The organism is Desulforadius tongensis (genome assembly GCF_016907915.1).
Lineage (GTDB): Bacteria > Bacillota > Desulfotomaculia > Desulfotomaculales > Desulfohalotomaculaceae > Desulforadius > Desulforadius tongensis.
Genome location: NZ_JAFBCW010000001.1, coordinates 122,730 through 146,634 on the forward strand (window position 1 = coordinate 122,730; position 23,905 = coordinate 146,634).

The window sequence follows — 23,905 nt, forward strand, 5'->3', positions numbered from 1 at the left end:
GGGGTTTAAGTACCTAAAGAAATAGCAGAGCATTCTGCTCTGCTATCTGTTCACTTTTACTTCTTATCCAAACCGTATTTTTTGCGGAATCTCTCTGCTCGGCCACGGGTTTCCACCATGCGCTGTGCCCCGGTGTAGAAGGGATGGCAGTTTGAGCAGATGTCTACACGCAGCTCCTTCTTGGTTGAACCGGTGGTAAAGCTGTTGCCGCACACGCAGGTTACTTTTGCCTCGTGGTATTCAGGATGGATTTTTTCCTTCACCGAAATCACCTCTTTATATTAAACTTGGGGTATTTTAGGCATCGTTTTCAAAACACTAAGATATTGTAACATACTCTTTTAATATCTGCAACTAAGATTATCAGGTTTGTTATAATTTGCTGCCCCGGTCATCTTTACCGGCAAGGGGTTTGCTGTAGCTGCCGATTAACACCCCCGGCAGCTGGCGGCGCAGGGTTTGTATAAAGGCCGGGATGCCTAAGATTTCCTGCTCTTGGCCGGGCGGCAGTTTGCTTAAAAGGTAATCGGGATCTATGTTCAGGTTTCTTATCTGCACCATGTCCACCGCCGTTTCCTGTATTAACCGGATCAGGCTTTCTGTTTCCTCCACCCGGTCGGTTATGCCCGGCATGGTCAGCAGGTTTAACGATACAAACACACCGTTTTCTTTGGCCAGTTTGATGCTCTCCTTCACGTTATCCAGGCTGTAGCCCCGGGGCCGGTAGTAGGCATCGTATATTTCCCGATTGGCGCTGATAATGCTCACCCGCAGGGAGTTCAAACCCGCCTGCACTATCTTTTTTATCCCCGCGGTGTACCCGGCGTTGGAGTTCATGTTGATGGTGCCCTTTGGGGTTCTGTCCCGCATGGCCTTCACTGCCGGGGCAATGGTTTCTGCCGCCAGGGAGGGTTCTCCCTCACAGCCCTGGCCAAAACTGATGATGGCATCTTCGGCCCGCTCCAGGTGGCAGGCCCCCACTTCCACCAGCTCCTGTACGGTGGGCTTAAAGTCTATCCGCCCCTGGGGCGAGGGGCAGCATTCCGCCGGCTGCTCGGATATGCAGCCCAGGCAGCGGGCGTTGCAGGTGGGAGATACCGGCAGCCCCCCTTCCCACCGGGCGTAAAATATGTTTTGGGCGGTGAAGCAGCGGTACTGCACAGCGCAGCGGGACAGGTGCCGCAGTATCCTGTTCTGCGGGTGTTCCGCCAGGCGTTTTTCTATCAATTCCGGCAGGGCGGCGGTGCTGTAATGTTCCGGTTCCCATTTGTTTAGTTCATCCGTTTGTACCGCCGCCACGTACAGCCGCTCTCCCTTGGAAACCACCGCTGCGTACCCCAGCAGCGGCAGCGGTTTTTTCGCCGTTCTGCGGTATGCCGGCAGCAGAGTTCTGGTATAGCCCTGGGGCAGGGTAGCCCCCACCGCAAAGGCGGGTTCCCCCGGTTGGTAGGGATTTGTTGACAGCAGTTTAAATTCTCCCCGGCCGTTAATCCCGATGGGGCGGCCCTCGGGTATCAGCACCAGCCCGGCATTTTCCGGCAGCGGTATGAGGTCTTCATCCATTATTTCTACAAATCGATCTCCCATTCGACCCGCCGCCCGCAGGCGATAATCGAAAAATTCTCCTTCCCGGTTGGCAAAGATAAGATTGTACATGGTCCGCTCCTTTGTAATATTGTCCTTATTAGGTTTATCCTTAAATTATAGCATAAAAATAAAGGAGACCCGGTGGTACACCAAGGTCTGCTTTAAAATATTAGGCCCGGTCACTGCCTGCGGCCAAATAAAGTTTTTCCGCTTCGATGCAGAAGGTGGGATCAAAGGGCACTCCTTTATACCGCACTTCCCAGTGCAGGTGGGGGCCGAAGGAGCGGCCGGTGTTGCCCACCGTGGCTATGGTGCTGCCCCGGCCCACCCTTTGACCGCATTTTACATACAGTTTTGAGCAGTGGGCGTAAAGGGTACTTGTTCCGTAACCGTGGTCGATGATTACGGTGTTGCCGTAGCCGCTGTAATAGCCGGAATAAACAACCACACCCTCCCGGGGGGCCCTAATCGCTGCCCCGCAGGGGGCGGCAATGTCCACCCCGTGGTGGGGGCGTCCTTCCTTTCTAATGCCAAAGGGAGAGGTAATTTCACCCTTCAGCGGCCACTCCATAACCATAACCGGTATGGGCAGTCCTCTGCCGCTCATCGCGGGCACCACCGGTTCTGCCGGCTGCCGCAGCGGTATGGTCAAGGTCTGTCCTATTTTTACAAAGTCCGGGTTTTTGATGCTGTTGGCTGCCAGCAGCTGGGCCATGGTTACCCGGTACCGGCGGCAGATACCGTAAAGGTTGTCGCCCGGTTTTACGGTATACTTTACACTGCTGCAGTCAGCTTCCACCGGCAGCTCTATGACCTGGCCGGCATAAAGTATACTGTCTTCAGTGAAACCGTTTACCGCCGCCAGCAGTTCCATTGAAACGCCGCACCGCCCGGCCAGTTCCCAAAGGGTGTCCCCTGCCTTCACCCGGTAGAATTGGGTGGCGGTTTGCCGCGGTTCCAGCGGTATCATCTGCAGCCGGCAGTGCACCGGGTCCACACCGTAGGGTTTGTTGTCTATAACCATTTCATCCAGCCGGGCCTGGGCGGGAAGGGCAAACAGGGTGCCTGCCAGTATTAAAGCCGCCAGCGGGCCGGTTATTTTTTTAATTTTGCTGAACATTTCTCTTTCACCTCAAAATGGCAATATCCGGTTTTATTATTGCCCTTTTGAGGGAATTTTATTCATTACTCACTCTTCACTGCTGCCGGCGGTTAAATGTCTGCTGCCGGTCTTACTTACCCGGGTGGGCGGGTAGCCGGGTACAATGCTGCGGGCTTTTTTGCGCTGTTCTAACATGGTGGCAATCATTTCTTCGTTATTTTTGCTGTTTTTTATCCGCTCCAGCAGGCTTTCCAGCGCTTCGTAGGACTGGGCGCTGCTGAAAGCCCGGCGGAATCCCCATACCCATTCCAGCTCATCCCTGCTCAGCAGCCCTTCCTCCCGTCTTGTGCCGGATCTTTTTACGTCTATGGCCGGGAACAGCCTGCGCTCGGCCAGTTTGCGGTCTAAAATCAGCTCCATGTTGCCGGTTCCTTTAAATTCTTCAAAAATCACCTCGTCCATGCGGCTGCCCGTTTCCACCAGCGCGGTGGCCAGGATGGTTAAGCTGCCCCCTTCTTCCACATTTCTGGCCGCGCCGAAAAAGCGCTTGGGCCGGTGCAGAGAAGCGGGGTCAACACCGCCGGACAGCGTTCTGCCGCTGGGGGGTACAACCAGGTTGTGGGCCCTGGCCAGCCTGGTAATGCTGTCCATCAGTATTACCACATCCCTTTTGTGCTCCACCAGCCGCTTGGCCCTCTCCAGCACCATATCGGCTACCTTTACATGGTTTTCCGGCGGCTCGTCAAAGGTTGAACTGACCACTTCTCCCTTTACCGAGCGCTCTATATCGGTAACTTCCTCCGGCCGTTCATCAATGAGCAGTACCATTAATTCGATTTCGGGATGGTTTTGGGTAATACTGTTGGCTATTTCTTTCAGCAGGTAAGTTTTGCCCGCTTTGGGAGGTGAAACGATCAGGCCCCGCTGTCCCTTTCCCACCGGGGCAATCAGGTCTATAATGCGGGTGCTTTTGTTATTTGATTCCGTCTCCAACTTGATTCTTTCTTCCGGGTAAAGAGGGGTTAAACCGTCAAAGTGCAGTCTTTCCGGGGAACTTTCTGGGGGATCGCCGTTAACCTTTTCCACACGCAGTAAAGCAAAGTAGCGCTCGTTGTCCTTGGGCCTGCGCACCTGCCCGCTTACCCGGTCACCGGTGCGCAGGTCAAATTTTCTGATCTGGGATGCCGAAACGTAGATATCGTCGTTGCTGGGGTGATACTTAAAGGGCCTTAAAAACCCATAGCCATCGGGCAGTATTTCCAGCACCCCTTCGGCTTGAATGATACCCTCCTGTTCAATTTTGGCCTTTTCAATTTCAAAAATCAGTTCTTTTTTGCGCAGTTTGTAATAACCGGGAATTTCCATGCTGCGAGCTATTTTGTACAGCTCTACCATGGTTTTGCTTTCCAGGTTGTTGATATTTACATCCAAAGTTATCCTCCTGCCTTTATGAAATTTTTATGCTTCCATTCACTGTGCAACATGAAAACAAACGTAGGTGGGATAGAAAAGTTAAGAAAGAACTGTTGAAATATTGTGTATATGCACAATAAGTAGTATACCGATATTTATTTTCCACTGTCAAGGTATTTCTATTTGGGAGCGGGAACTTTTTTCCAGTCGGCTAAAAACTTCTCTATCCCTATATCTGTCAAGGGGTGTTTAATCATTTGGTTCAGCACTTTGGGTGGTACGGTGGCAATGTGGGCACCGGCCTTGGCGGACTGCAGCACATGCAGGGGATGACGAATACTGGCGGATATAACCTGGGATTTGAGGCCGTAGTTTTCAAATATTTCTATAATGTCATAAATCAGCTGTATGCCGTCGTGCCCGGCATCATCCAGGCGTCCCACGAAGGGGCTGACGTAAGCGGCCCCCGCCAGGGCAGCCAGCAGCGCCTGGTTGGCAGAAAAAATTAGGGTGACGTTGGTTTTAATACCCTCCCGGCTGCAGGCTTTGGTTACTTTTAAGCCGGCGGCGGTCATGGGCAGTTTAAACACAATATTGGGGTGAATTTCAGCCAGCTCCCGGGCCTCAGCCAGCATTTTGTCCGCTTCTGTGCTCACTGCCTCGGCACTGACGGGGCCGTCCACTATGCTGGCGATTTCTTTTACTACCCGGGTAAAATCCCTACCTTCTTTGGCTATCAGCGAGGGGTTGGTGGTAACCCCGGAAATTACACCCAATTGGTAGGCTGCGCGGATTTCATCCACGTTGGCAGTATCCAAAAATATCTGCACTTTACGCGATCCCCCCTATTTTTTAAATTTAAATCACGGGGCGCGATTTATCGCGCCCCTGCAATCTATTCTATGCTCTGCCGCTGGAACCAAATACCCTGATTTTTTCTCTAATTATCTCCATGGCTGCTTCCCTGGCCGGGCCCAGTATCTTCCTGGGGTCAATTTCACCGGGCTTTTCGTTTATCACCCGGCGCATGGTGTTGGTAAAGGCTTCTCTGATGTTGGTGTCGATGTTTACCTTTCTTACCCCCAGGGAGATGGCCTTTTTAATTGCTTCATCGGGCACCCCTGAAGAGCCGTGCAGCACTATGGGAACGTTGACCAGCGATTTAATTTCTTTTAACCTTTCAAAGTCCAGTTTCGGTTCTCCTTTGTACTGGCCGTGGGCGGTGCCGATGGCCACCGCCAGGGAATCTACACCGGTGCGCTCTACAAATTCTTTTGCTTCCTGGGGATCCGTCAGCATGGCCTCCCGCTCGCTTACAGTGATATCGTCTTCGGTACCCCCTATTTTACCCAATTCCGCTTCCACCGATACTCCCACTGCCCTGGCCACTGCCAGCACGCGGTTGGTTTCGGCGATATTTTCTTCCAGCGGCAGCTTTGAACCGTCGAACATTACAGAGGTAAAACCTGCTTTAATGCACTGCATGCACTGTTCAAAGCTGGTGCCGTGATCCAGGTGCAGGGCCACCGGCACCCCGGCCTGCTGGGCAGCCAGTTTGGCCATGCCTGTAATCCAGTCTAAACCGGCGTACTTAATAGCCCCCTGGCTGGCCTGAATAATTACCGGGGACTTCTCAGCCTCCGCTGCGCCGATAATGGCTTGAACAATTTCCATGTTGTTGCAGTTAAATGCACCCACTGCATATTTACCCTCTTCTGCCCTCTGTAAAATTTCGCTCACTGTTACCAGTGCCATATGCATAGCCTCCTCTTATCTTTATTGGCGGCACCTTAAAAAATTACCCTGCTGAAGCCCGGCAGCATCTGCACGCTGCCCACTCAAAGGTGTTTGCCGCCTGCTTTTTCAGCCCCTGCTGTTACCCCGCAGGCGTGAAAAATTACTAAAAGCCCGAACCGCTTTGTCCGAGCTTTTGGGCTGCGGTCACCATCATTATGGCCATACCTGCAGGTGTTTATGTACATTTAACGTTTATTATGCTTGCGGTGGTTTTTTTTGTTTTTGGACTTACCGCTGCTGTTGGACAGGCTGTCTAAAAATTCAAAACCATGCCTGGTGAGCTCGATATATTCCACCTGTTCCATTACTTTTAAGTCTTCCTCCGTTTCGGCATAAATAATGCTTACACTGTCGCACTCCCTGCAGTGCAGTTCCAACCGGTCGGGGAATATATCCACTTCAATGTCATCGTTGCCGCACTGACAGTACAGGGCACCTGCTTCCGCTATATCGTGCAGGTAATTTATTGCCCGGTACATTACGTCACAGTTGACAAAGTAATCGTCACCTTCAAACTGCTCTACCAGCGCCTTAAGGTCATAATCATAGTTTTGAACCGCTTCTCTCACTTTCTCCTCCGGACCGATGTGGCCAAGCTCTATACCGGTTTCCTGGCAGTAGAGGTTAATAACCTGCTGGGACCACATTTGGGCACCGGATACCTGCCGCTGGTGATTGGTCTCGCATATTACACAGGGCAGCTGCAGCCAGTAATTTTTTTTCTTTTTACGGGCCAACAGCAGCAGGGCACCGCAGGAACACCTGATCTCCAGCACCCGTTGGCCGGAAAAAGAAAACACTGACAGCTTATGAAATTCTAACTTGCCGCATTCCGGACAGCGCATGGCCAGCACGGTGCTGGTGCCAACAAGCATTTAAATTCCCTCCCGTTTTTTCATTCATTAAATGCATAATTCGCCACCTGTGTATAAAATCCTTTTTTCTGTATGCACTATACACTGCAAACAGTACCGGATCTTTCTGCTTCCACCAGCAGCTCCTCAACCATCCTTTTGATGTCATTGAGGTCAAAGGGTTTGTTTATGTAGTAAACCGGTGCTAATTCCCTGGTTTGATCTATTACCTCTGTTTCATCAAGACCGCTCATCATCACCACCGGCACGCTGTGGTTAATTTCTCTAATCAGGCGCAGTGTTTCCGGCCCGCTTAAACCGGGCATTTTCATATCCAGCAGTATTAAAGACGGGTTTAGTGCCCTTAGTTTTTCCAGCGCCTCTGTTCCGCTGCCGGCTGTTTCCACGGTATACTCCCCGGAAAAGATCTCGGTAAGTAAAATTCTTATCCCCCACTGGTCGTCTACTATTAACAACTTATGTTCTTTAGACAAACCGCCTGCCACCTCCAGCAAATTAAACCCCTTACTGTTTCGTTACAGAGGTGGAAAAAACCTTTAAAAATTTTTAAAAGGTGCCTCCGGTGCCAGGGAAGACATAGCCGTTATGAATAATACCAGGACCGCAGCAGCCAGCATCAATCCCACCGCCCAGGGAGTAATTACCACCGCCAAGGCCCTGCCGGTGCTTAACCGCTGCGCCTCTCTCAGGCCGATGGTCAGCAGCACTATACCCCAAATCACCACCGCCGCGGTAACAATAATGGACATAACAGCGGTAAAGTGGGAATTGGATACGATTTCCAAGCCCTGCACCGGTATCAGTGCCACCGCGGGCAGACCGGCCAACCCGTAAACTGTAAAAGTGGTCACAGCCCTGCCCCGGCCGCCGTAAAACTCTGCTATCAAATGCAGCAGGCCGCTGTAAACAAACCATATTACTATGTTTATTATAAACCCGGTGGCAGCTATCACCGGTGCCGCTGCCTGCACGGCATTTACCATGGTTTCGTTCATAAAGCCGCTGTTCAGACTTTGGGCCAGCTGGTTGTCCGCAGAGAACATGTCCATCACTGCCAGCACCAGGTTTAACCCAATTACCAGCAGCAGGGTGGAAGCCACCGGGGGGGCTTCCGCCACTCTGCGATATGTTTTCACCGGAGAAAACAGTATTCCGTATATCAGATCGGCCATGGACAGTTTAAGCGGTGCTTTGGGCTCTGTCTCCGGCTTTGCTTCCGGCATATCAGGGGGGGATTCCGGCCCCTGGGGTTTTTGTTGTTCCGTCAAAATTAACACCCACCTTTTACTAATAATTAAAACACAGCTTCCTTCTCAGGCAGCAGCAGCAGACCGAAGTAAGGCAGTTTAAAGCGGTACAGCTGGAATTTACCCCCGGCGGACAGCTGCCCAAACAGTTCATCCCATACCGTCCTGGGGCTCAGATCCACCACCGACGGCTCCCCATCAACACCGGCCAGCTCGGCGGCAATTTGAATGGCGCGGTGCATGTCGCCCAGTTCATCAACCAGGCCCAATTCCAGTGCCTGGCGGCCGGTGTATATCCTGCCGTCGGCCAGCTCTTTAACCCTTTCCACATCCATATTTCTACCGTTGGCCACCACTGTTACAAATTGCTGGTAAATGTCATCAATCATACTTTGAAAGATGGCCCTTTCTTCCTCCGTTACATCCCTGCTGGCAGAGCCCATATCTTTATGGGGGCCGCTTTTATATACATTGGTATCTATGCCCAGCTTGTCATAAAGGCCCTGCAGATCCATGGTCTGCATAATAACACCGATACTGCCGGTGATGGTGGCCGGGTTGGCCACAATGCTGTCTGTTTCGCAGGATATCCAATAGGCACCGGAGGCTGCTATGTCACCCATGTAGGCCACCACTTTTTTTCCCGATTGGCGCAGTCTTTTAATTTCGCTGCCGATTTCCAGCGACCCGGCGGCGCTGCCGCCGGGGCTGTTGATATGTAAAACCACCGCTTTAATATTCGGGTTTTCCCTGGCCTCCTGCAGCTGCGAGATAACGGTTTGGGAACCGGCACTGACATCGCCGCCAAATCCTCCGCTGCCCCCGGTGGTAATTACACCGGTGATGTCCACAATGCCTATATCAGCATCCGCACCGCCGGCAGCCCTGTTTAAGACCGGTTCTTCTTTAAAAACTGCCGCCGCAAAAAGGGACAGCATCACTACGCCTATTATAAGGCCGGCTACTATTTTTCTCTTCAAGAATTTACACCCCCGTGTGTTTAGTAAAGAAATAAGTAATAGTTTTTGCCTTTAGTCGGGTTATTCGACACCGTCACCCGGTTTCCCTCTAGCTAAAAATAAGAGCTTTGGTATCGGTACCAAAGCTGCTTTTGACACGTCGGTATTTATTTTTCTTTTTCTTTTTCATTTTTGTACTGTATTGCCGCCCCGACAAAATCGCGGAACAGCGGATGCGGGCGGTAGGGCCTGGACTTGAATTCCGGGTGAAACTGGGTGGCCACAAACCACGGGTGATCGGCCAGTTCAATTATTTCCACCAGCTCCCGTCCCGGCAGGGTGCCGGAAAAGATCATTCCCTTTTCCGCCAGGGCCTGACGGTAGCGGTTGTTAAATTCATAACGGTGGCGGTGGCGTTCTGAAATTTCTTCCCTGCCGTACGCCCGGTAGGCCAGGGTACCGGTTTTCACGGTACAGTGGTAGCGGCCCAGGCGCATGGTGCCGCCCATATCCTCCACATCTTTTTGTTCCGGCAGCAAATCTATTACCGGGTATTCCGTATGGGGGTCAAACTCTGCGCTGTTGGCATCCTTCCAGCCCAGTATGCTGCGGGCAAATTCCACCACTGCCAGCTGCATGCCCAGGCAGATGCCCAGCATGGGAACACCGTTTTCACGGGCATATTTAATGGCGTTGATTTTACCTTCAATGCCCCGGTCGCCGAAACCCCCCGGCACTAAAATGCCGTCCACGTCGCGCAGGTAATCGGCGGCGGGCATGCGCTCTAAATCTTCACTGTTGATCCAGCGGATGTTTACTGCCGTGCCGTGATGCAGCCCGGCGTGACGCAGTGCCTCCGCCACACTGATGTATGCATCGGGCAGTGCCACATATTTGCCCACCAGGGCAATGGTGGTAGACCAGCGCAGGTTCTTCATGCGCTCCACCATATCCCGCCAGTCGGTGAGATCCGGCTTATCGCATTTCAGCTTCAGCCGGTTGACCACATAATCATCAAAACCTTCTTTTTCCAGCTGCAGGGGCACTTCATATATGGAGTGGGCATCCAGGGCCTGTACAACGGCTTCTTTTTCGATATCACAGAACAGAGCCAGTTTTTCCACCATTTCTTTGGAAAGGGGTTTTTCGCTGCGGCATACTATCATGTCCGGTTGAATACCAATGCCTTTCAGTTCTTTGACACTGTGCTGGGTGGGCTTGGTTTTTAACTCATTGGCCGCTCTTATGTATGGTACCAGCGTAACGTGTATGTACATAACGTTGTCCCGGCCCAAGTCGCTTTTCAGCTGCCTGATGGCTTCCAAAAAGGGCTGGGATTCTATATCGCCAACGGTCCCGCCGATTTCTGCAATTACCACATCGGCGTTAAATTCTTTTCCCATGCGCAGCACTTGCTCTTTTATTTCGTTGGTAACATGGGGAATAACCTGAACGGTGGCGCCTAAGTAATCTCCCCGCCGTTCTTTGTTTAATACCGACCAGTAAATTTTACCGGTGGTAACGTTGCTGCTGCGGCTGAGATTTTCATCGATGAAACGCTCATAGTGACCTAAATCCAGGTCTGTTTCCGCACCGTCTTCGGTAACAAATACTTCGCCATGCTGGTATGGGCTCATGGTGCCCGGATCTATGTTAATGTATGGGTCTAATTTTTGTATAGCTACTTTTAAACCTCTGTTTTTTAATAACCGACCCAGTGACGCAGCGGTTATACCTTTCCCCAGGGAGGATACAACACCCCCGGTAACAAAGATATATTTGGTCATAACTTCCTCCTATTACTGTTTAGAAATTGTTGATGATAAACTACCTGTTACATTCTATATCTTTGCCAATGGGGTGTCAATATGTTAACGTACCCATCCCAGCCTTACCGCCAGCAAATATCCCAAAAAGATGCCCACAATTCCCATCACCCCGGCCAATGTGGGCGGGGCGGGAATGGGCAGTTTCAGGCGCGCAAAAATCAGGCCTAAAAACAACCCTGTGACTAAGGCTAAAACTATTTCTTTAAAATTCTGCATTTTTAATGCCCCCCTTATTCTCCTCTGGAAAAAGCTGCGGTTCTAAAGCCGGCAGCCTTTGCAGGTCCGCCGTGCCGCACAGGAAGTGCGGCACGGGGATTTACATTTTTTCCGGCGCGGAAACGCCGATTAATCTCAAGCCGTTTCTCAAAACTATGCCGGTGGCATTCACCAGCACCAACCTGGCCGCGGATAACCGGGGGTCGTCTACAATTACCCGGCTGCTGTTGTAAAAGCTGTGGAACAGCCCGGCCAGCTCGTGCAGGTATTTGGCAATGCGGTGCGGGGCCATTGTTTGGGCGGCCATGGATATTTCCACCGGGAAGTGGGCCAGTTTGCGAATTAAATTTATTTCCTGCTCGTTCTGCAGCACTTTCAGGTCCACTTCTTTGGCGGTGGGTTTTTCACCGCCCCGCTCTGCCAGCTGGCGGAAGATGCTGCATATGCGGGCGTGGGCATACTGGATATAAAACACCGGGTTGTCGTTGGTTTGGGATTTGGCCAAATCCAAGTCGAATTCCAGGTGGCTGTCAGGACTGCGCATAATAAAGAAGTAGCGGGCGGCATCTTTACCCACTTCGGCAATTAGTTCCGACAGCGTTACAAACCGGCCGGTGCGCTTGGACATGCGCACCACTTCTCCCCCCCGCAGCAGGCGCACCAGCTGCATCAGTATTATTTCCAAGCTGTCTCTGTTATAACCCAGGGCTTCCATGGAACCTTTCATCCGGTTGACATGGCCGTGATGATCGGCACCCCAGATGTTGATTACCCGCTGGAAGCCGCGCTGAAACTTATTTTTATGATAAGCAATGTCGGCAGCAAAGTAGGTGGGTATACCGTTGGAACGGACTACCACTTCATCTTTTTCATCGCCAAAGGCGGTGGCTTTAAACCACAGGGCATTTTCGTGCTCGTAGATGTAACCCTTTTGCTGCAGTTCCTTTATAGTTTCTTCAATTGCGCCGGATTGATGCAGGGATTGCTCTGAAAACCATACGTCGTATATCACACCAAAATCTAACAGGGTGTTTTTAATGGCGGTGAGTTTTTCTTTCAGGGCAAATTGAACCAGTTTTTCCCGGCGGGTGGCCCCGTCGACGTTTAAATATTTATCCTGGTACTGCTGAATAAAGTTCTTTACCGTATCTATCAGGTCTTCACCATGATACCCTTCCTCCGGCAGGGGCACGTCCTGGCCCAACTGCTGAAGGTAGCGGGCTTCCAGGGATCTGCCGAAGTTCTCAATTTGGTTGCCGGCATCGTTTATGTAGTATTCTCTCTGCACGTCATAACCGGCAAATTCTAAAATTGAAGCCAGGCTGTCGCCTAGGGCCGCCCCCCTGGCATTGCCCATGTGCAGAAGCCCGGTGGGGTTGGCACTTACAAACTCCACCTGTACTTTAGTGCCTTCTCCCAGGTCTACCCTGCCGTAATGCTCCCCCTGTTCTTCCACCTGGAGCAGCACCCGGTGCATCCAGTAGGGATCAAGGTGAAAATTAATAAAGCCGGGACCAGCTATTTCTACCTTCTGCACCGAAGTCCCAGCCAGTTCTAATTTATTTACTATTATTTCCGCCAGTTTGCGCGGTGCATTTTTGGCCGGCTTGGCCAGCATTAAGGCCAGGTTGGTGGCAAAATCTCCATGGCCCTTTTCCCGGGGCACCTCTACTATAAATTCGGGCACGGTCAGCGGCGGTATTTCTCCATCTTGGATGGCCTTTTCCACCGCCTGGGCCAGCCTCTGTGCCAGTTGTGACTGCATTTGTGCAACTATACCGCTCATATCGAGAGTTAAACCTCCTTAACGGTGATTATCAGCTTATTACGGCCTATTTTTTGCTGATTTAGCTCTAATTCATAGTCTAGATTAATACTTCCACCGGTCTCTGTCAAGTTAACCTCCAGTTTCCGGGCCTGCACCCTGGTTTTAAAGCTGCCGTACGGTGTAACGTAGGTTCCCCGGCATCCGGTCCCTTCTTTAAACAGTTGTTTTTGTCTTACGGCACCCACGCGGTTTAATGTCACCCGGTGGGGTTCCACTTTCAATGTGGTTGTGGTGCCTTCCAGGCCGGAAACGGCACTTTCTTTGTACATGATGTAAATGCTGTTGTTTTTGGCAAATAAACTGCCCGTGGTGACAAATTCAATGGTTTCTCGTTCTCCCCACTGGTTGATTTGGGTATTTTTTATGCTCACCCGTACTGCTTTACCCATTTTAAACACCACCGGTAATTATATCTGAATATTTTACAATATCGCCGGGGGTTTTGCAACGTCATTCCCATTTGTCTGCAGGCCGGCCGCGGCAGTGCTCAGCCGGGCAGCTGCCCGCTCTATTCGGTCTTATGTACACCGTGAAAAGAATAAAGAGCAGGTTTTACCCTGCTCTTTAGTGCTTGTTTTAGCCTTTAGGAGTATGGTCTTTACCGGCCAAGGTAATGTAGGAAGTACCGATGTAAAGGTATTCCACCTTGCCTTCTTTGGCCAGCTCAGCGCAGGCTTTATCTACCTCACGCTTTTTAGCACCAATTTTTTCGGCAATTTCCTTACTCTTAGCCTTGCTGACGGTACCCAGGTACTCCAGAATTTTGGCTTTTAATTCTTCCATGGAATTTTCACCACCTATCGGACTTTACCACAAACAGATGTGGTGCTTAAACGGTAGTTTACCTGTTTACGACCGCTTCTATCCTACCACTTGAATTGAGTGGTGGAACGGAAGGTGGTTACAGCATGGGTGAAGTCGTCAATGTGCTTGTCGGTGAACTCGAGGCCGGAAATTTCGAAGAATTTCTCCCAACCGATGCGCTCGATCCACTCACCCATTCTTTCACCTTTCTTAGCATTGGCTGCGTATACTTCAACCAGATGCTTAACTGCGTCAACAACCTCTGGCCAGCGCGGAGGATTGTTAGGCAGATAAGGAATAGCCAGACGTGAGAACATCGGAGCTGTACGAGCGTTGGATACTTTACCACCTACCCAGATGGACACAGCATCGTTTTCAGGGTCGATGATGTGGATTGACGGGCACATGGTGTAGCAGTTACCGCAGTACATGCAGCGCTCTTCCTTAATTTCAACCGATTTCAGTTTCGGGTTTGGACGAATAGCAGCTGTGGGACAGCTGGCAATAACAGTGGGGATCTCACAGGCGCTCTTCAAGTTTTCATGGTTAACTACAGGAGCTTTTCTGTGGATACCCAGGATAGCAATGTCGGAGCAGTGAACAGCACCGCACATGTTCAAGCAGCAGGCCAAGGAAATTCTCAGCTTGGCAGGCAGCTTCATGTTTTCGAAGTACTCGAACAGTTCGTCCATTACAGACTTCACAATCCCGGATGCATCTGTAGCCGGGGTGTGGCAGTGTACCCAACCCTGGGTGTGAACCATGTTGGAGATGGAGTTACCGGTACCACCAACGGGCAGACCTTTTTCTTTCAGTTCTGCAATTAACGGTTCAACGTTTTCTTCCTTGCTCAGCAGGAATTCAACATTGTGACGGCTGGTAAATCTGAGGTAACCATCACAGTATTTATCAGCCAGATCGCAGAGATCGCGAATGAAGTAAATGCTAACCAATCTCGGTGAGCCAACCCGCACGGTGTACAGTTTGTCGCCGGTTTCAGATACGTGTACCAGCACACCAGGCTTCAGAATTTCGTGGTACTTCCATTTACCGTAGTTTTCCTTAATAATCGGCGGAAGCATTTGTTCATAATGCGGAGGGCCGATATCAGTTTTAGCCATTTGCGTCACCTCTCCCCATATAATAATTTATTTATAATACTTTTTAGTTAATTAACCTTAACCGGGTGTTATTTAACTTCTTCCGGCCACCAGAATACGTAGGGGTTAGCCCGTGGACGGAATACCATTTGCGGAATGGGATCAAGTTCAACGGCACGCAGGAAGTTGCGCATACCGAGGCGGCAGATGGTTTCACCCACACGCTCACGGACTTTACCGTTTTCATCCCACCATTCCCAAATCTTATCCAGCAGGTCTTTAATTTCTTCGTAATCGTTGTCTTTGTTGATTTCCATGAAGGGAACCAGTACCCAGCCCAGGAACGCGGACTGCAGAATGGTAGCCTTACCACCGATCAGGATGGAAGCACCCTTTTCTTTGCCGGGGCGCAGAGCCTTGGGCATAACGTTGATGCAGTGCATGCAGCGCACACACTCTTTGCCTTCCAGCTTCAGCTCATTGCCGTCCCAGCTCAGAGCGCCGGTGGGGCAGCGATCGATTACCAGATCTTCAATATCTAAACCGTTCTTAACGTACTCGCGTACGCCTTCCTGGTCGATTTGCAGATCATCTTTCCAAGTACCGATGATGGCAAAGTCAGAACGCGCGATTGCTGCAACACAGTCGTTGGGGCAGCCGGAAATCTTGATTTTGAACTTGTACGGCCACATGGGACGGTGCAGCTCGTCTTGGAATGCATTAGTCAGGTTGTGGCACAGATCCATGGTGTCAAAGCAGGAAAACTCACAACGAGCCATACCGCAGCAGCAGCTGGGGGTACGCAGGTCGGAACCTGAACCGCCGAGGTCGAAACCCTGCTCGCTGAATTCATCGAAAGTGGGTTGTAATTCTTCTGTGGTGGTACCCAACAGAACAATGTCACCAGTAGAGCCGTGCAGGTTTGTCAGACCGCTACCGTGTTTTTCCCACAGGTCACAAATTGTGCGCAGAGCTTTGGTGTTGTAGAACCAACCGCTGGGTTGATTCAGACGTATGGTGTGGAACTCAGCTACGTTGGGGAATTTTTCCGGAATGTCACTGTAACGCCCGATTACACCACCGCCGTAACCCATAACACCGACGATACCGCCGTGTTTCCAGTGCCCTTTTTTCTCCTCATAAGATACCTCTAATTGACCGAGGAGGTCTTGGGCGGCGGGCTTTTCAGGAGCCATTTTCTTGATTTCTTTCACAAAACTTGGCCACGGTCCTGTTTCCAGTTGATCCAAGAGTGGAGTCTTGGAATCTGCCATTAAGCTCACCTCCAGTTTTTTTACAGTGGGGACAGCACTGCCGTCCAACCTAGTTATAAATTGCTAAAGCCTGAAACCAATGTTTAGACATTAAATTGGGACGAGTTCAATCACCCGGTGGTTAACTCGCCTCGGCAATGTCCAACATATGGTTTTCAGACACAGCTTACCGCCGTTTGTACAACAATGTGTACAAAATACAAAAAAAACGCAATGTTATATAAATTCGCTATATATAATTCTAGCTTGCATGTACAAAGTTTAACATCTTCCAGTTAGTCTGTCAACCGGCAAACTACCATTATATCCGGCAGATTTTTCAACAGTTAGAATTTTAAGATAATTCGCTGGCAAACTATAATAATTCTACAAACAGCATTAACAATGTAACTTTGTTCCAAAAATGCAGCGGGTTGTTTACAGCGGTTGGGGCACAGGGGCGCCAACCGCTGTTTTCTATTAATTGTGTATATTCTACATTTATATTCCGTATCCTGCAGCAAAAGCAGATTTATTTACTTCCAAAAACCTATCCGGGACCACTTCTTCCAGTGCCTGTTCCCATATTTCCCGCTCTATGGGCATGTGCTTGGCCAGCACACCCAGGAGCACCACGTTGGCGGTACGGGGATTGCCGCAGTTCAGTGCTATGTCCAGCGCCTTTACCACTTTAGTATTATGCACTCTGCCGCCAATATATTCCAGCACCCCTTCGGGATAAGCGGCAGCACCTGTCAATACCGGGACGGGGTTTATGGCTTGATTATTGATAATTATCGTCCCCTCCGGCTTTAAGTATGAAAGCCAGCGCAGCGCTTCCAGTTTTTCAAAGGCCAGTACGACGTCGGCACCGCCTTCTGCAACGAGGGGCGAGTGAACCTCTTGGGCCAGGCGCAGCTGGGTTACAACACTGCCTCCCCGCTGGGCCATCCCTTTAATCTCGGATACTTTAATATCGTATCCCTTTTTTCGGGCCGCCCGGGCCAGTATTTTAGTGGCTAAAATGGTGCCCTGCCCGCCTACGCCCACCAGCATTACATCAAAGGGTTTAAGCATCCTTCTGCCCCCCTTTCTTTATGGCTCCCTGCTTGCAGACACTGGCACACAGGCCGCAGCCGCTGCATTGAATGGCACTGATCTCCACTACCCCGCCGCTGCCGGAAATGGCCGGGCAGCCCAGTTTTAAGCACAGTTTGCATCCTATACACAGTTCGGCATCCACCGTCACCGGCTGCTGCCGCTCTTTATTCAGCAGGGCGCATGGATGGCGGGCTATGATTACCGATGGCTCATGTGCCGCCGTTTCTTCCTTCACCACCTGTTCAAACCGGGCAATGTCCAGCGGATCTACCACTTGTACCCGTTTTACTCCCAAAGATCTGGCCAGGGCTTCCAGGTCCACTTCCGGGGCCGGTTGTCCCATCAGCGTGCGCCCGGTGGCCGGATGTTCCTGGTGACCGGTCATGGCGGTGGTGCGGTTATCCATAATTATCACTGTGGCACTGCCGCCGTTATATACCACATCCATCAGGCCGGTAACGCCGGAATGCAGGAAGGTGGAGTCACCAATCACCGCCACTGCTTTATTCTGCATGGACGGGTTGGCCAGCGCCATGCCGTGGGCCATGCCCACACCGGCACCCATGCATACGCAGGTATCCATGGCTGACAGGGGAGGCATTGAACCCAGGGTATAGCAGCCGATATCGCCGGTTACTGTAAGTTTAAGCTTTCTTAATACATGGAAGGTGGCCCGGTGGGGACACCCGGCACAGAGCACCGGCGGCCTTGGCGGTGTTTCCGGCGCGGCATCGTCAACCGGTAAGGGGCCGGCATCCCGGTACCGCTCGCTGACCGGTATACCGGCTTTCTTTAACGCCCGGGCAATTATTTGGGGATTTAGTTCTCCAATGCCGGGCAGTATGTCTTTGCCCATTACTTTTATACCCAGGGCTTTTATTTGGGTTTCCAAAAAGGGTTCCAGTTCTTCCACCACTACCAATCGGGAAACTTGGGCGGCAAAATTTTTAATTAAATTTTCCGGCAGCGGGTTGGTAAGGCCCAGTTTAAGTACCGAAGCCCGGGGAGCTGCTTCGCGCACGTACTGGTAGCTGATGCCGCTGGTAATGATGCCCACTTCTTTTTCGCCCCAGTGGATGGTGTTTAGGCTGCAGGTTTCACTGTAGCGCCGCAGTTTTTCCATCCGCTCTTCCACCTGTACCCGGCGGCCCCGGGCATTGGCCGGAGTCATAACAAATTTGGACGGGTTTTTTTGATATTCTTTAATTTCCGGAACGCTGCGCTGTGCCGTTTGCACCATGGATTGGGAATGGCTTACCCTGGTGGTGGTGCGCAGCATCACCGGGGTGTCAAACTGCTCGCTGATTTCCAGCGCCCTGGCCACCATATCCTTGGCCTCCTGGCTGTCGGAGGGTTCCAGGCAGGGAATTTTGGACATTAACGCATAGTAACGGTTGTCCTGCTCGTTTTGGGAGCTGTGCATGCCGGGGTCATCGGCAGACAGCAGTACTAAACCACCGTTTACCCCGGTATAGGAAAGGGTAAAAAGGGGGTCGGCGGCCACATTTACACCCACGTGTTTCATGGTTACCAGCACCCTGGCTCCCCCCAGGGACGCACCGATGCCCACTTCCAACGCCACTTTTTCGTTGGGAGACCACTGGGCGTAAACGCCGGGGTAGCGGGCAAAGTTTTCCAGCACTTCGGTGCTGGGCGTGCCGGGGTAACCCACTCCCACCGTCACTCCCGCTTCATAGGCCCCGCGGGCAATGGCCATATTTCCGGACATAAGTTCTTTCAAGAAAAGCACCTCCAATCCCCCCATCGGGAGGAACGTTGTAAGTCACTGGTTAGTAAATTGCTGAAAATGAATAATTCTATATTAACTTTACATTTTGCGTTTGTCTATCACTCTTTTCGCCTTTCCTTCAAAGCGCTCCAGGGAACCCGGCTCCACCAGCTTTACCTTGGCCCGCAGAGATAAAACGGCGGCCAGGCGGTTTTTCACTTTTTCTTCCAGTTCTTTCAGGTCTTTAAAATGGCCGGTAAAGGATTTTTCCGCCGGTTCCACCTGTACTTCCAAGGCGTCCAGGTAACCTTTTTTGGTTACTATAATTTGATAGTGGGAAGAGATGCCGTCAATTTCTAATAACACGCTTTCTATTTGAGAAGGAAAGACATTTACCCCGGAAATTATCAGCATGTCGTCGGTGCGCCCGCTTACTTTTTTCATCCGGATGGTGGTACGGCCGCATCTGCATGGTTCCGGGTTTAGGGCGGTAATATCCCTGGTGCGGTAGCGGATGATGGGCAGCGCCTCTTTGGTCAGGCTGGTAATCACCAGTTCACCTTCCTGCCCGTAATCCAGCGGTTCTCCCGTTTCCGGATCTATCACTTCTACCAGGAAGTGATCTTCGGCTATGTGCATGCCGCAGGTTTCCAGGCATTCCCCCGCCACGCCCGGCCCCATTATTTCACTGAGGCCGTAGTTATCGGTGGCTTTAATGTGCCAGGTTTTTTCTATTTCCGCACGCATATTTTCCGTCCATGCTTCAGAACCAAAGAGTCCCACCCTTATGGGCAGCCGCGCCGGGTCTACACCCATCTTCCGGGCCACTTCGGCCATATGCATGGCATAGGTAGGGGTGCTGATTACTGCCGTTGTTTCAAAATCCTGCATCAGCATGATCTGCCGTTCTGTGTTGCCGGTGGAGGTGGGAACCACCATGGCTCCCACTCTTTCTAAACCGTAGTGCAGGCCAAAGGCCCCGGTAAACAGGCCGTAGCCGAAGCACACCTGGGCCACATCATCACTGCTTACCCCGGCCATGGTAACCATCCTGGCCACCAGTTCCGCCCAGGTGTTGAGGTCATTTTTGGTGTAGCCAACCACCGTCGGTTTGCCTGTGGTGCCGGAGGAGGCGTGAATGCGCACTATTTTCTTTTTCGGCACGGCAAACATGTTAAAAGGGTAGTTCTCCCGCAGGTCTGTTTTGACAGTGAAAGGAAAACGGGATAAGTCTTTTAAACTGCGGCAGTGCTCCGGTTTTACTCCGTACTGATCAAATTTTTGACGGTAAAAGGATACGTTTTCATAAACATTTTTTAGGGTTTGCTGCAGCCGTTCCAATTGGATAGCCTGCATCCGGCTGCGGCTCATGGTTTCTTTTTCCACATCCCAAATCATAACTTTCCACTTCCTTGTTTTTATTAGCACCCTGAAAAAGCCATCTTACCGGGACGGCGGCTCTTGCAGAAACGCCTGCTCCCGCAAGGGGCTGCCCGGGTTTTCATATTCAGCACAGCCAGGCCGGGTTTGCTCGCCAAACACAAAGGCCAGGTGCTTTTGGGGCAGCGGTTTGGTAACCATGCTCACCGCCGGCACCACCAGCAGCGAAATCAACATGGCCGCCGAACCCACCGTGGGAATGGCTGACGGGTAGATTACCGAAAAAACAATTGATATGGTTAAGCCGGCCAGCGCCCCGGCCCAGGCCCCGGTTTGGGTGGCACCGCGCCAAAACAGCCCGTACAGGTACGGGGCCAAAAAGGCTCCCGCCACCGTGGACCAGGAAAGGGCCATTAAGCTCAAAATAACAGCCGGTTTCGCCAGCGCCAGCACCAAAGACAGCGCTATAAATACGGCACAGAGCAGTCTTAATATCATTACCCGCCGTTTGTCGGACAGCTTAGGCAGCACCGTCGGCAGCAGATCAACGGCCACTGCCGAACCGGATACCAGCACCAAAGAAGCCAGGGTGGACATGGAGGCTGACAGCACCAGTATTAAAATCACCGCCGCCACAAATTCCGGCAGCACGGTACTTATCAGCTGGGGCATCAGTAAATCCACAGTGGGTTTACCGGTGAGCGCGTCCACCGGGGGCTGTTTAAAGAACAGCCGGGTAAGGGCCCCGGTGCAGTATGCCCCAAAGGTGATGACCAGGGCAAAGGTGCTGGCCACAATGGTGGCCGGTTTGATAGAGTGCTCGTCTTTAATGGCGTAGAATTTCTGCACCATCTGCGGCAGCCCCCAGGTTCCTAAACTGGTAAGTATAACCAGGGAAATCATGGGCAGCCATCCCGGGGGGCCGATAATTTGGGCCAGCTGCGGGTCTATGGCAGACATTTTTTGTACCGCCGGCACCAGCCCGCCCACCTGGGGGGCTTTAAAAACGTACCACAGCATTAATACTATTCCCAGCAGCATCACACAGCCCTGGACAAAGTCGGTGAGGGCCATGGCCCGGTAGCCGCCCAGCACCAGGTACACCCCGGTAAGGGTGGCCATAGCCACAGCGGCGTAAATATAGGGAAGGCCAAAGATTTGTTCAAAAAGATAGGAAAGCCCCATGTAAACCGATGCAGAATAAGGAACCATAAATACAAAAATGACCAGTGCCGCGAATATCTTCATACCCGGGCTTTGGTACCGGGCACCAAGAAACTGGGGCATGGTCATGGTGTTTAATCTGGTGGTAATTAATCTGGTGGGCTTGGCCAGTATCATCCAGGCTAAAAGGCTGCCCACCAAAGTGTTTCCTACAACAATCCACAGGCTGGATAAGCCGAAGGCCCAGCCCACTTTACCGGCATAGCCGATAAAGATTACCGCGGAAAAGTACGTGGTTCCATAGGCAAAGGCGGACAACCACGGGCCTACGCCCCGCCCGCCCAGCAAAAAGTCGTTCACGGTACGGGCTTTGCGCATGTTAGCCAGCCCGCTGTATAACAAGAAACCAACAAACAAAAACAGCAGTACACCTTTTATCATTTTTTAACCATCCTCCCATACTACTTTTCAGTTCTGGAAAAAGAAACTACCCTCTTCCCCCCTTCCGTCCTGCCATCCTGCAAAATTAAAATGGGCGCAAAAGTTTATATAGCCGGTGTTATTCTATATTTATATGCAAATTCCTGCCATAATGACAAAATATTTTCCCCGCCGTCTTCGCCCCGTAAATCTACCTTATCCTGCTGACAAAAGCAGCAATTCTTTTTAACGCCTCTGTCAAATCCGCCAGCGATGTGGCATAGGAGCAGCGTACAAATCCTTCTCCCGATTGCCCGAAGGCATTGCCCGGTATCACAGCCACTTTTGCCTCTTTTAACAATGCCTCGGCAAACTCTTCGGAACCCATACCGGTGGAAGTGATATCGGGAAAGGCGTAAAACGCCCCGCCCGGCTCAAAACAGGCGAGCCCCATTTCGTTAAAAGCGTTTACCACCATCCGCCGGCGCCGGTCATACTGTTCCACCATTTTAAGCATGGCCCGGCGGCCGTTTTGCAGCGCCTCTACAGCGGCCATTTGCGCGGTAATGGGAGCACACAGCATGGTATACTGGTGAATTTTGGTCATGGCCGCTATAAAGTCCGGGTTGGAGGCAGCGTAACCCACCCGCCAGCCGGTCATGGCATAGGTTTTGGAAAATCCGTTCAGCAGGATGGTGCGTTCGCGCATGCCGGGCAGCGATGCAAAGCAGGTATGCTCACCGGTATAGGTCAGTCGGTCATAAATCTCATCGGATATAACGATTAGGTCGTGCTGTTTTACCACCTCTGATATTTCCAGCAGGTTTTGCTTGTTTATGGTGGCCCCGGTGGGGTTGTTGGGGTTGCATAAAAACAGCACCTTGGTGCAGGGGGTAATGGCCTGCTGTACCATTTCCGCCGTCACTTGAAAGTTGTTTTCCGGTTTTGTGGCCAGCGGTACCGCCTTTCCCCCGGCCAAGGCGGTACAGGGAACATAGGAAACAAAGCACGGTTCCGGTATCAGCACTTCATCCCCCGGCTCCACCACCGCCCGCAGGGCCAGGTCCAGCGCCTCGCTTACACCCACGGTAACCAGCAGTTCCCGTTGAGAATGATATTCCAGGTTGTATCTTTCTTTTAAGTAAATACTAAGCAGCTGTCTTAACGCAGGCAGGCCCTGGTTGGCGGTATAGTTGGTATAACCCTTTTCCAACGCATAAACACATGCCTCTCTGATATTCCAGGGAGTTACGAAATCCGGTTCCCCCACCCCCAGGGAAATAACGTCATCCATTTCGGCGGCCAGGTTGAAAAACCGGCGGATGCCTGAAGGGGGTATATCTCTTACCGTGCTGTTGAGGTATTTTTGCCAACCGCTCATGGTGACACCACCAGCCTGCGTTCTTTTTCCTTATCTTCCAATATCCGGCCGTGACGTTTGTAGGATTTAAGTACAAAGTGGGTGGCTGTGCTGAGCACGTGCTCCATAGTGGCCAGCCTGCTGGATACAAATTGAGCCACTTCTTTCATCGTTCTGCCTTCCAAAAACACTGCCAGGTCGTAATCCCCGGACATCAAGTGCACACTGTGCACCTCGGGAAAGCGATAAATTCTTTCTGCCACCGCGTCAAAACCCACCTCCCGCTGGGGGGTGATTTTTACTTCAATGAGGGCATTTACCTTTTGTTCTTCCATCTTATCCCAGTTAATCATCGCCTGATAACCGCTTATAACCCCGTTTTTCTCCAGTTTTTCTATTCTCCGTTCCACTTCCCGCGCATCGACACCCAACAGCGCTGCTATTTCTTCCGGTGTGACTTTGCAGTTCTGTTCCAGCAGCTCTAAAATGGCTTTGTCAGTTTGCATTACAGATCACTCCCCTACTTGAAATGTTAAACAATTATTTAACTAATATCAGCTGACTATAGTAAAAAAACTTCGTCCCGGTAAGGGACGAAGTTTTTCTCGTGGTACCACCCTATTTCAGCTGCACCCGGCAGCTCTCTTTCGGGTAACGGCGGTTGTTTCGCCGGCGGTACTTACTTTTATTTCGGTCCGCAGCTTCTGGGGGGCTCGGATAAATTTCCTTCCACCGGGCTCA

The 23,905-nt window shown here is 51.4% G+C and carries 23 protein-coding genes and 1 other annotated feature (1 of these 24 running past the window's edge); all 23 genes read right to left on the minus strand.

Translation table 11 applies throughout. The features are described from left to right. Nucleotides 1-56 precede the first annotated feature (56 nt). Nucleotides 57-263, minus strand: coding sequence for a 50S ribosomal protein L31 (gene rpmE / locus JOC37_RS00560; protein ID WP_204614893.1), 207 nt, complete (start codon nucleotides 261-263; stop codon nucleotides 57-59). Nucleotides 264-372: 109 nt separating this feature from the next. Beyond that, nucleotides 373-1,656 (minus strand): radical SAM family protein, encoded by a 1,284-nt coding sequence (locus JOC37_RS00565; protein WP_204614894.1) that lies wholly within the window; start codon nucleotides 1,654-1,656, stop codon nucleotides 373-375. Between the two features lie 100 nt (nucleotides 1,657-1,756). After that, complete coding sequence (locus JOC37_RS00570) at nucleotides 1,757-2,707, minus strand: peptidoglycan DD-metalloendopeptidase family protein (RefSeq protein WP_204614895.1); 951 nt, start codon at nucleotides 2,705-2,707, stop codon at nucleotides 1,757-1,759. Nucleotides 2,708-2,776: 69 nt separating this feature from the next. Next, nucleotides 2,777-4,084 carry a transcription termination factor Rho gene (gene rho, locus JOC37_RS00575; protein WP_204614938.1) on the minus strand — a complete coding sequence of 436 codons (1,308 nt, stop codon included), beginning with the start codon at nucleotides 4,082-4,084 and terminating at the stop codon, nucleotides 2,777-2,779. Nucleotides 4,085-4,281: 197 nt separating this feature from the next. Continuing rightward, nucleotides 4,282-4,932: a fructose-6-phosphate aldolase gene (gene fsa, locus JOC37_RS00580; protein ID WP_204614896.1), complete on the minus strand. Its 651-nt coding sequence runs from the start codon at nucleotides 4,930-4,932 to the stop codon at nucleotides 4,282-4,284. 70 nt (nucleotides 4,933-5,002) lie between these two features. After that, the gene (locus JOC37_RS00585) at nucleotides 5,003-5,857 is read right to left on the minus strand and encodes a class II fructose-1,6-bisphosphate aldolase (protein ID WP_204614897.1); all 855 of its coding nucleotides are present in this window, start codon (nucleotides 5,855-5,857) and stop codon (nucleotides 5,003-5,005) included. A gap of 227 nt (nucleotides 5,858-6,084) precedes the next feature. Continuing rightward, complete coding sequence (locus JOC37_RS00590; RefSeq protein ID WP_204614898.1) at nucleotides 6,085-6,774, minus strand: hypothetical protein; 690 nt, start codon at nucleotides 6,772-6,774, stop codon at nucleotides 6,085-6,087. A gap of 77 nt (nucleotides 6,775-6,851) precedes the next feature. Continuing rightward, complete coding sequence (locus tag JOC37_RS00595; RefSeq protein WP_238480672.1) at nucleotides 6,852-7,247, minus strand: response regulator; 396 nt, start codon at nucleotides 7,245-7,247, stop codon at nucleotides 6,852-6,854. Between the two features lie 63 nt (nucleotides 7,248-7,310). Then, on the minus strand, nucleotides 7,311-8,042 hold the full coding sequence (locus JOC37_RS00600) for a Yip1 family protein (protein WP_204614899.1): 732 nt from the start codon (nucleotides 8,040-8,042) through the stop codon (nucleotides 7,311-7,313). 26 nt (nucleotides 8,043-8,068) lie between these two features. Next, on the minus strand, nucleotides 8,069-9,001 hold the full coding sequence (sppA, locus tag JOC37_RS00605; protein ID WP_204614900.1) for a signal peptide peptidase SppA: 933 nt from the start codon (nucleotides 8,999-9,001) through the stop codon (nucleotides 8,069-8,071). A 146-nt stretch (nucleotides 9,002-9,147) separates the two neighbouring features. Then, nucleotides 9,148-10,767, minus strand: a complete 1,620-nt coding sequence (locus tag JOC37_RS00610; protein WP_204614901.1) for a CTP synthase — start codon at nucleotides 10,765-10,767, stop codon at nucleotides 9,148-9,150. Nucleotides 10,768-10,851: 84 nt separating this feature from the next. After that, nucleotides 10,852-11,025: a XapX domain-containing protein gene (locus JOC37_RS00615; protein WP_204614902.1), complete on the minus strand. Its 174-nt coding sequence runs from the start codon at nucleotides 11,023-11,025 to the stop codon at nucleotides 10,852-10,854. A 100-nt stretch (nucleotides 11,026-11,125) separates the two neighbouring features. Next, the gene (gene argS / locus JOC37_RS00620; RefSeq protein WP_204614903.1) at nucleotides 11,126-12,811 is read right to left on the minus strand and encodes an arginine--tRNA ligase; all 1,686 of its coding nucleotides are present in this window, start codon (nucleotides 12,809-12,811) and stop codon (nucleotides 11,126-11,128) included. A gap of 8 nt (nucleotides 12,812-12,819) precedes the next feature. After that, complete coding sequence (locus JOC37_RS00625) at nucleotides 12,820-13,242, minus strand: YwiB family protein (protein ID WP_204614904.1); 423 nt, start codon at nucleotides 13,240-13,242, stop codon at nucleotides 12,820-12,822. 187 nt (nucleotides 13,243-13,429) lie between these two features. Beyond that, nucleotides 13,430-13,636 carry a hypothetical protein gene (locus JOC37_RS00630; protein ID WP_204614905.1) on the minus strand — a complete coding sequence of 69 codons (207 nt, stop codon included), beginning with the start codon at nucleotides 13,634-13,636 and terminating at the stop codon, nucleotides 13,430-13,432. A gap of 83 nt (nucleotides 13,637-13,719) precedes the next feature. Then, nucleotides 13,720-14,778 carry a dissimilatory-type sulfite reductase subunit beta gene (gene dsrB / locus JOC37_RS00635; RefSeq protein ID WP_204614906.1) on the minus strand — a complete coding sequence of 353 codons (1,059 nt, stop codon included), beginning with the start codon at nucleotides 14,776-14,778 and terminating at the stop codon, nucleotides 13,720-13,722. A gap of 68 nt (nucleotides 14,779-14,846) precedes the next feature. Further along, on the minus strand, nucleotides 14,847-16,031 hold the full coding sequence (dsrA, locus tag JOC37_RS00640; protein WP_204614907.1) for a dissimilatory-type sulfite reductase subunit alpha: 1,185 nt from the start codon (nucleotides 16,029-16,031) through the stop codon (nucleotides 14,847-14,849). Nucleotides 16,032-16,511: 480 nt separating this feature from the next. Then, nucleotides 16,512-17,087 carry an indolepyruvate oxidoreductase subunit beta gene (locus tag JOC37_RS00645; protein ID WP_204614908.1) on the minus strand — a complete coding sequence of 192 codons (576 nt, stop codon included), beginning with the start codon at nucleotides 17,085-17,087 and terminating at the stop codon, nucleotides 16,512-16,514. Further along, on the minus strand, nucleotides 17,080-18,852 hold the full coding sequence (iorA, locus tag JOC37_RS00650; protein ID WP_204614909.1) for an indolepyruvate ferredoxin oxidoreductase subunit alpha: 1,773 nt from the start codon (nucleotides 18,850-18,852) through the stop codon (nucleotides 17,080-17,082). The genes JOC37_RS00645 and iorA overlap by 8 nt, the downstream gene beginning before the upstream one ends. An 87-nt stretch (nucleotides 18,853-18,939) precedes the next feature. Beyond that, nucleotides 18,940-20,238: a phenylacetate--CoA ligase family protein gene (locus JOC37_RS00655; protein ID WP_204614910.1), complete on the minus strand. Its 1,299-nt coding sequence runs from the start codon at nucleotides 20,236-20,238 to the stop codon at nucleotides 18,940-18,942. A gap of 45 nt (nucleotides 20,239-20,283) precedes the next feature. After that, nucleotides 20,284-21,825, minus strand: coding sequence for a sodium:solute symporter family transporter (locus JOC37_RS00660; protein WP_207754817.1), 1,542 nt, complete (start codon nucleotides 21,823-21,825; stop codon nucleotides 20,284-20,286). Nucleotides 21,826-22,015: 190 nt separating this feature from the next. Beyond that, complete coding sequence (locus JOC37_RS00665) at nucleotides 22,016-23,185, minus strand: aminotransferase class I/II-fold pyridoxal phosphate-dependent enzyme (RefSeq protein ID WP_204614911.1); 1,170 nt, start codon at nucleotides 23,183-23,185, stop codon at nucleotides 22,016-22,018. Continuing rightward, a complete protein-coding gene (locus tag JOC37_RS00670) occupies nucleotides 23,182-23,670 on the minus strand; it encodes an Lrp/AsnC family transcriptional regulator (protein WP_204614912.1) in 489 nt (162 codons plus the stop codon). The genes JOC37_RS00665 and JOC37_RS00670 overlap by 4 nt, the downstream gene beginning before the upstream one ends. An 80-nt stretch (nucleotides 23,671-23,750) precedes the next feature. Continuing rightward, nucleotides 23,751-23,905: a binding site (T-box leader), on the minus strand (it continues 59 nt past the right edge of the window).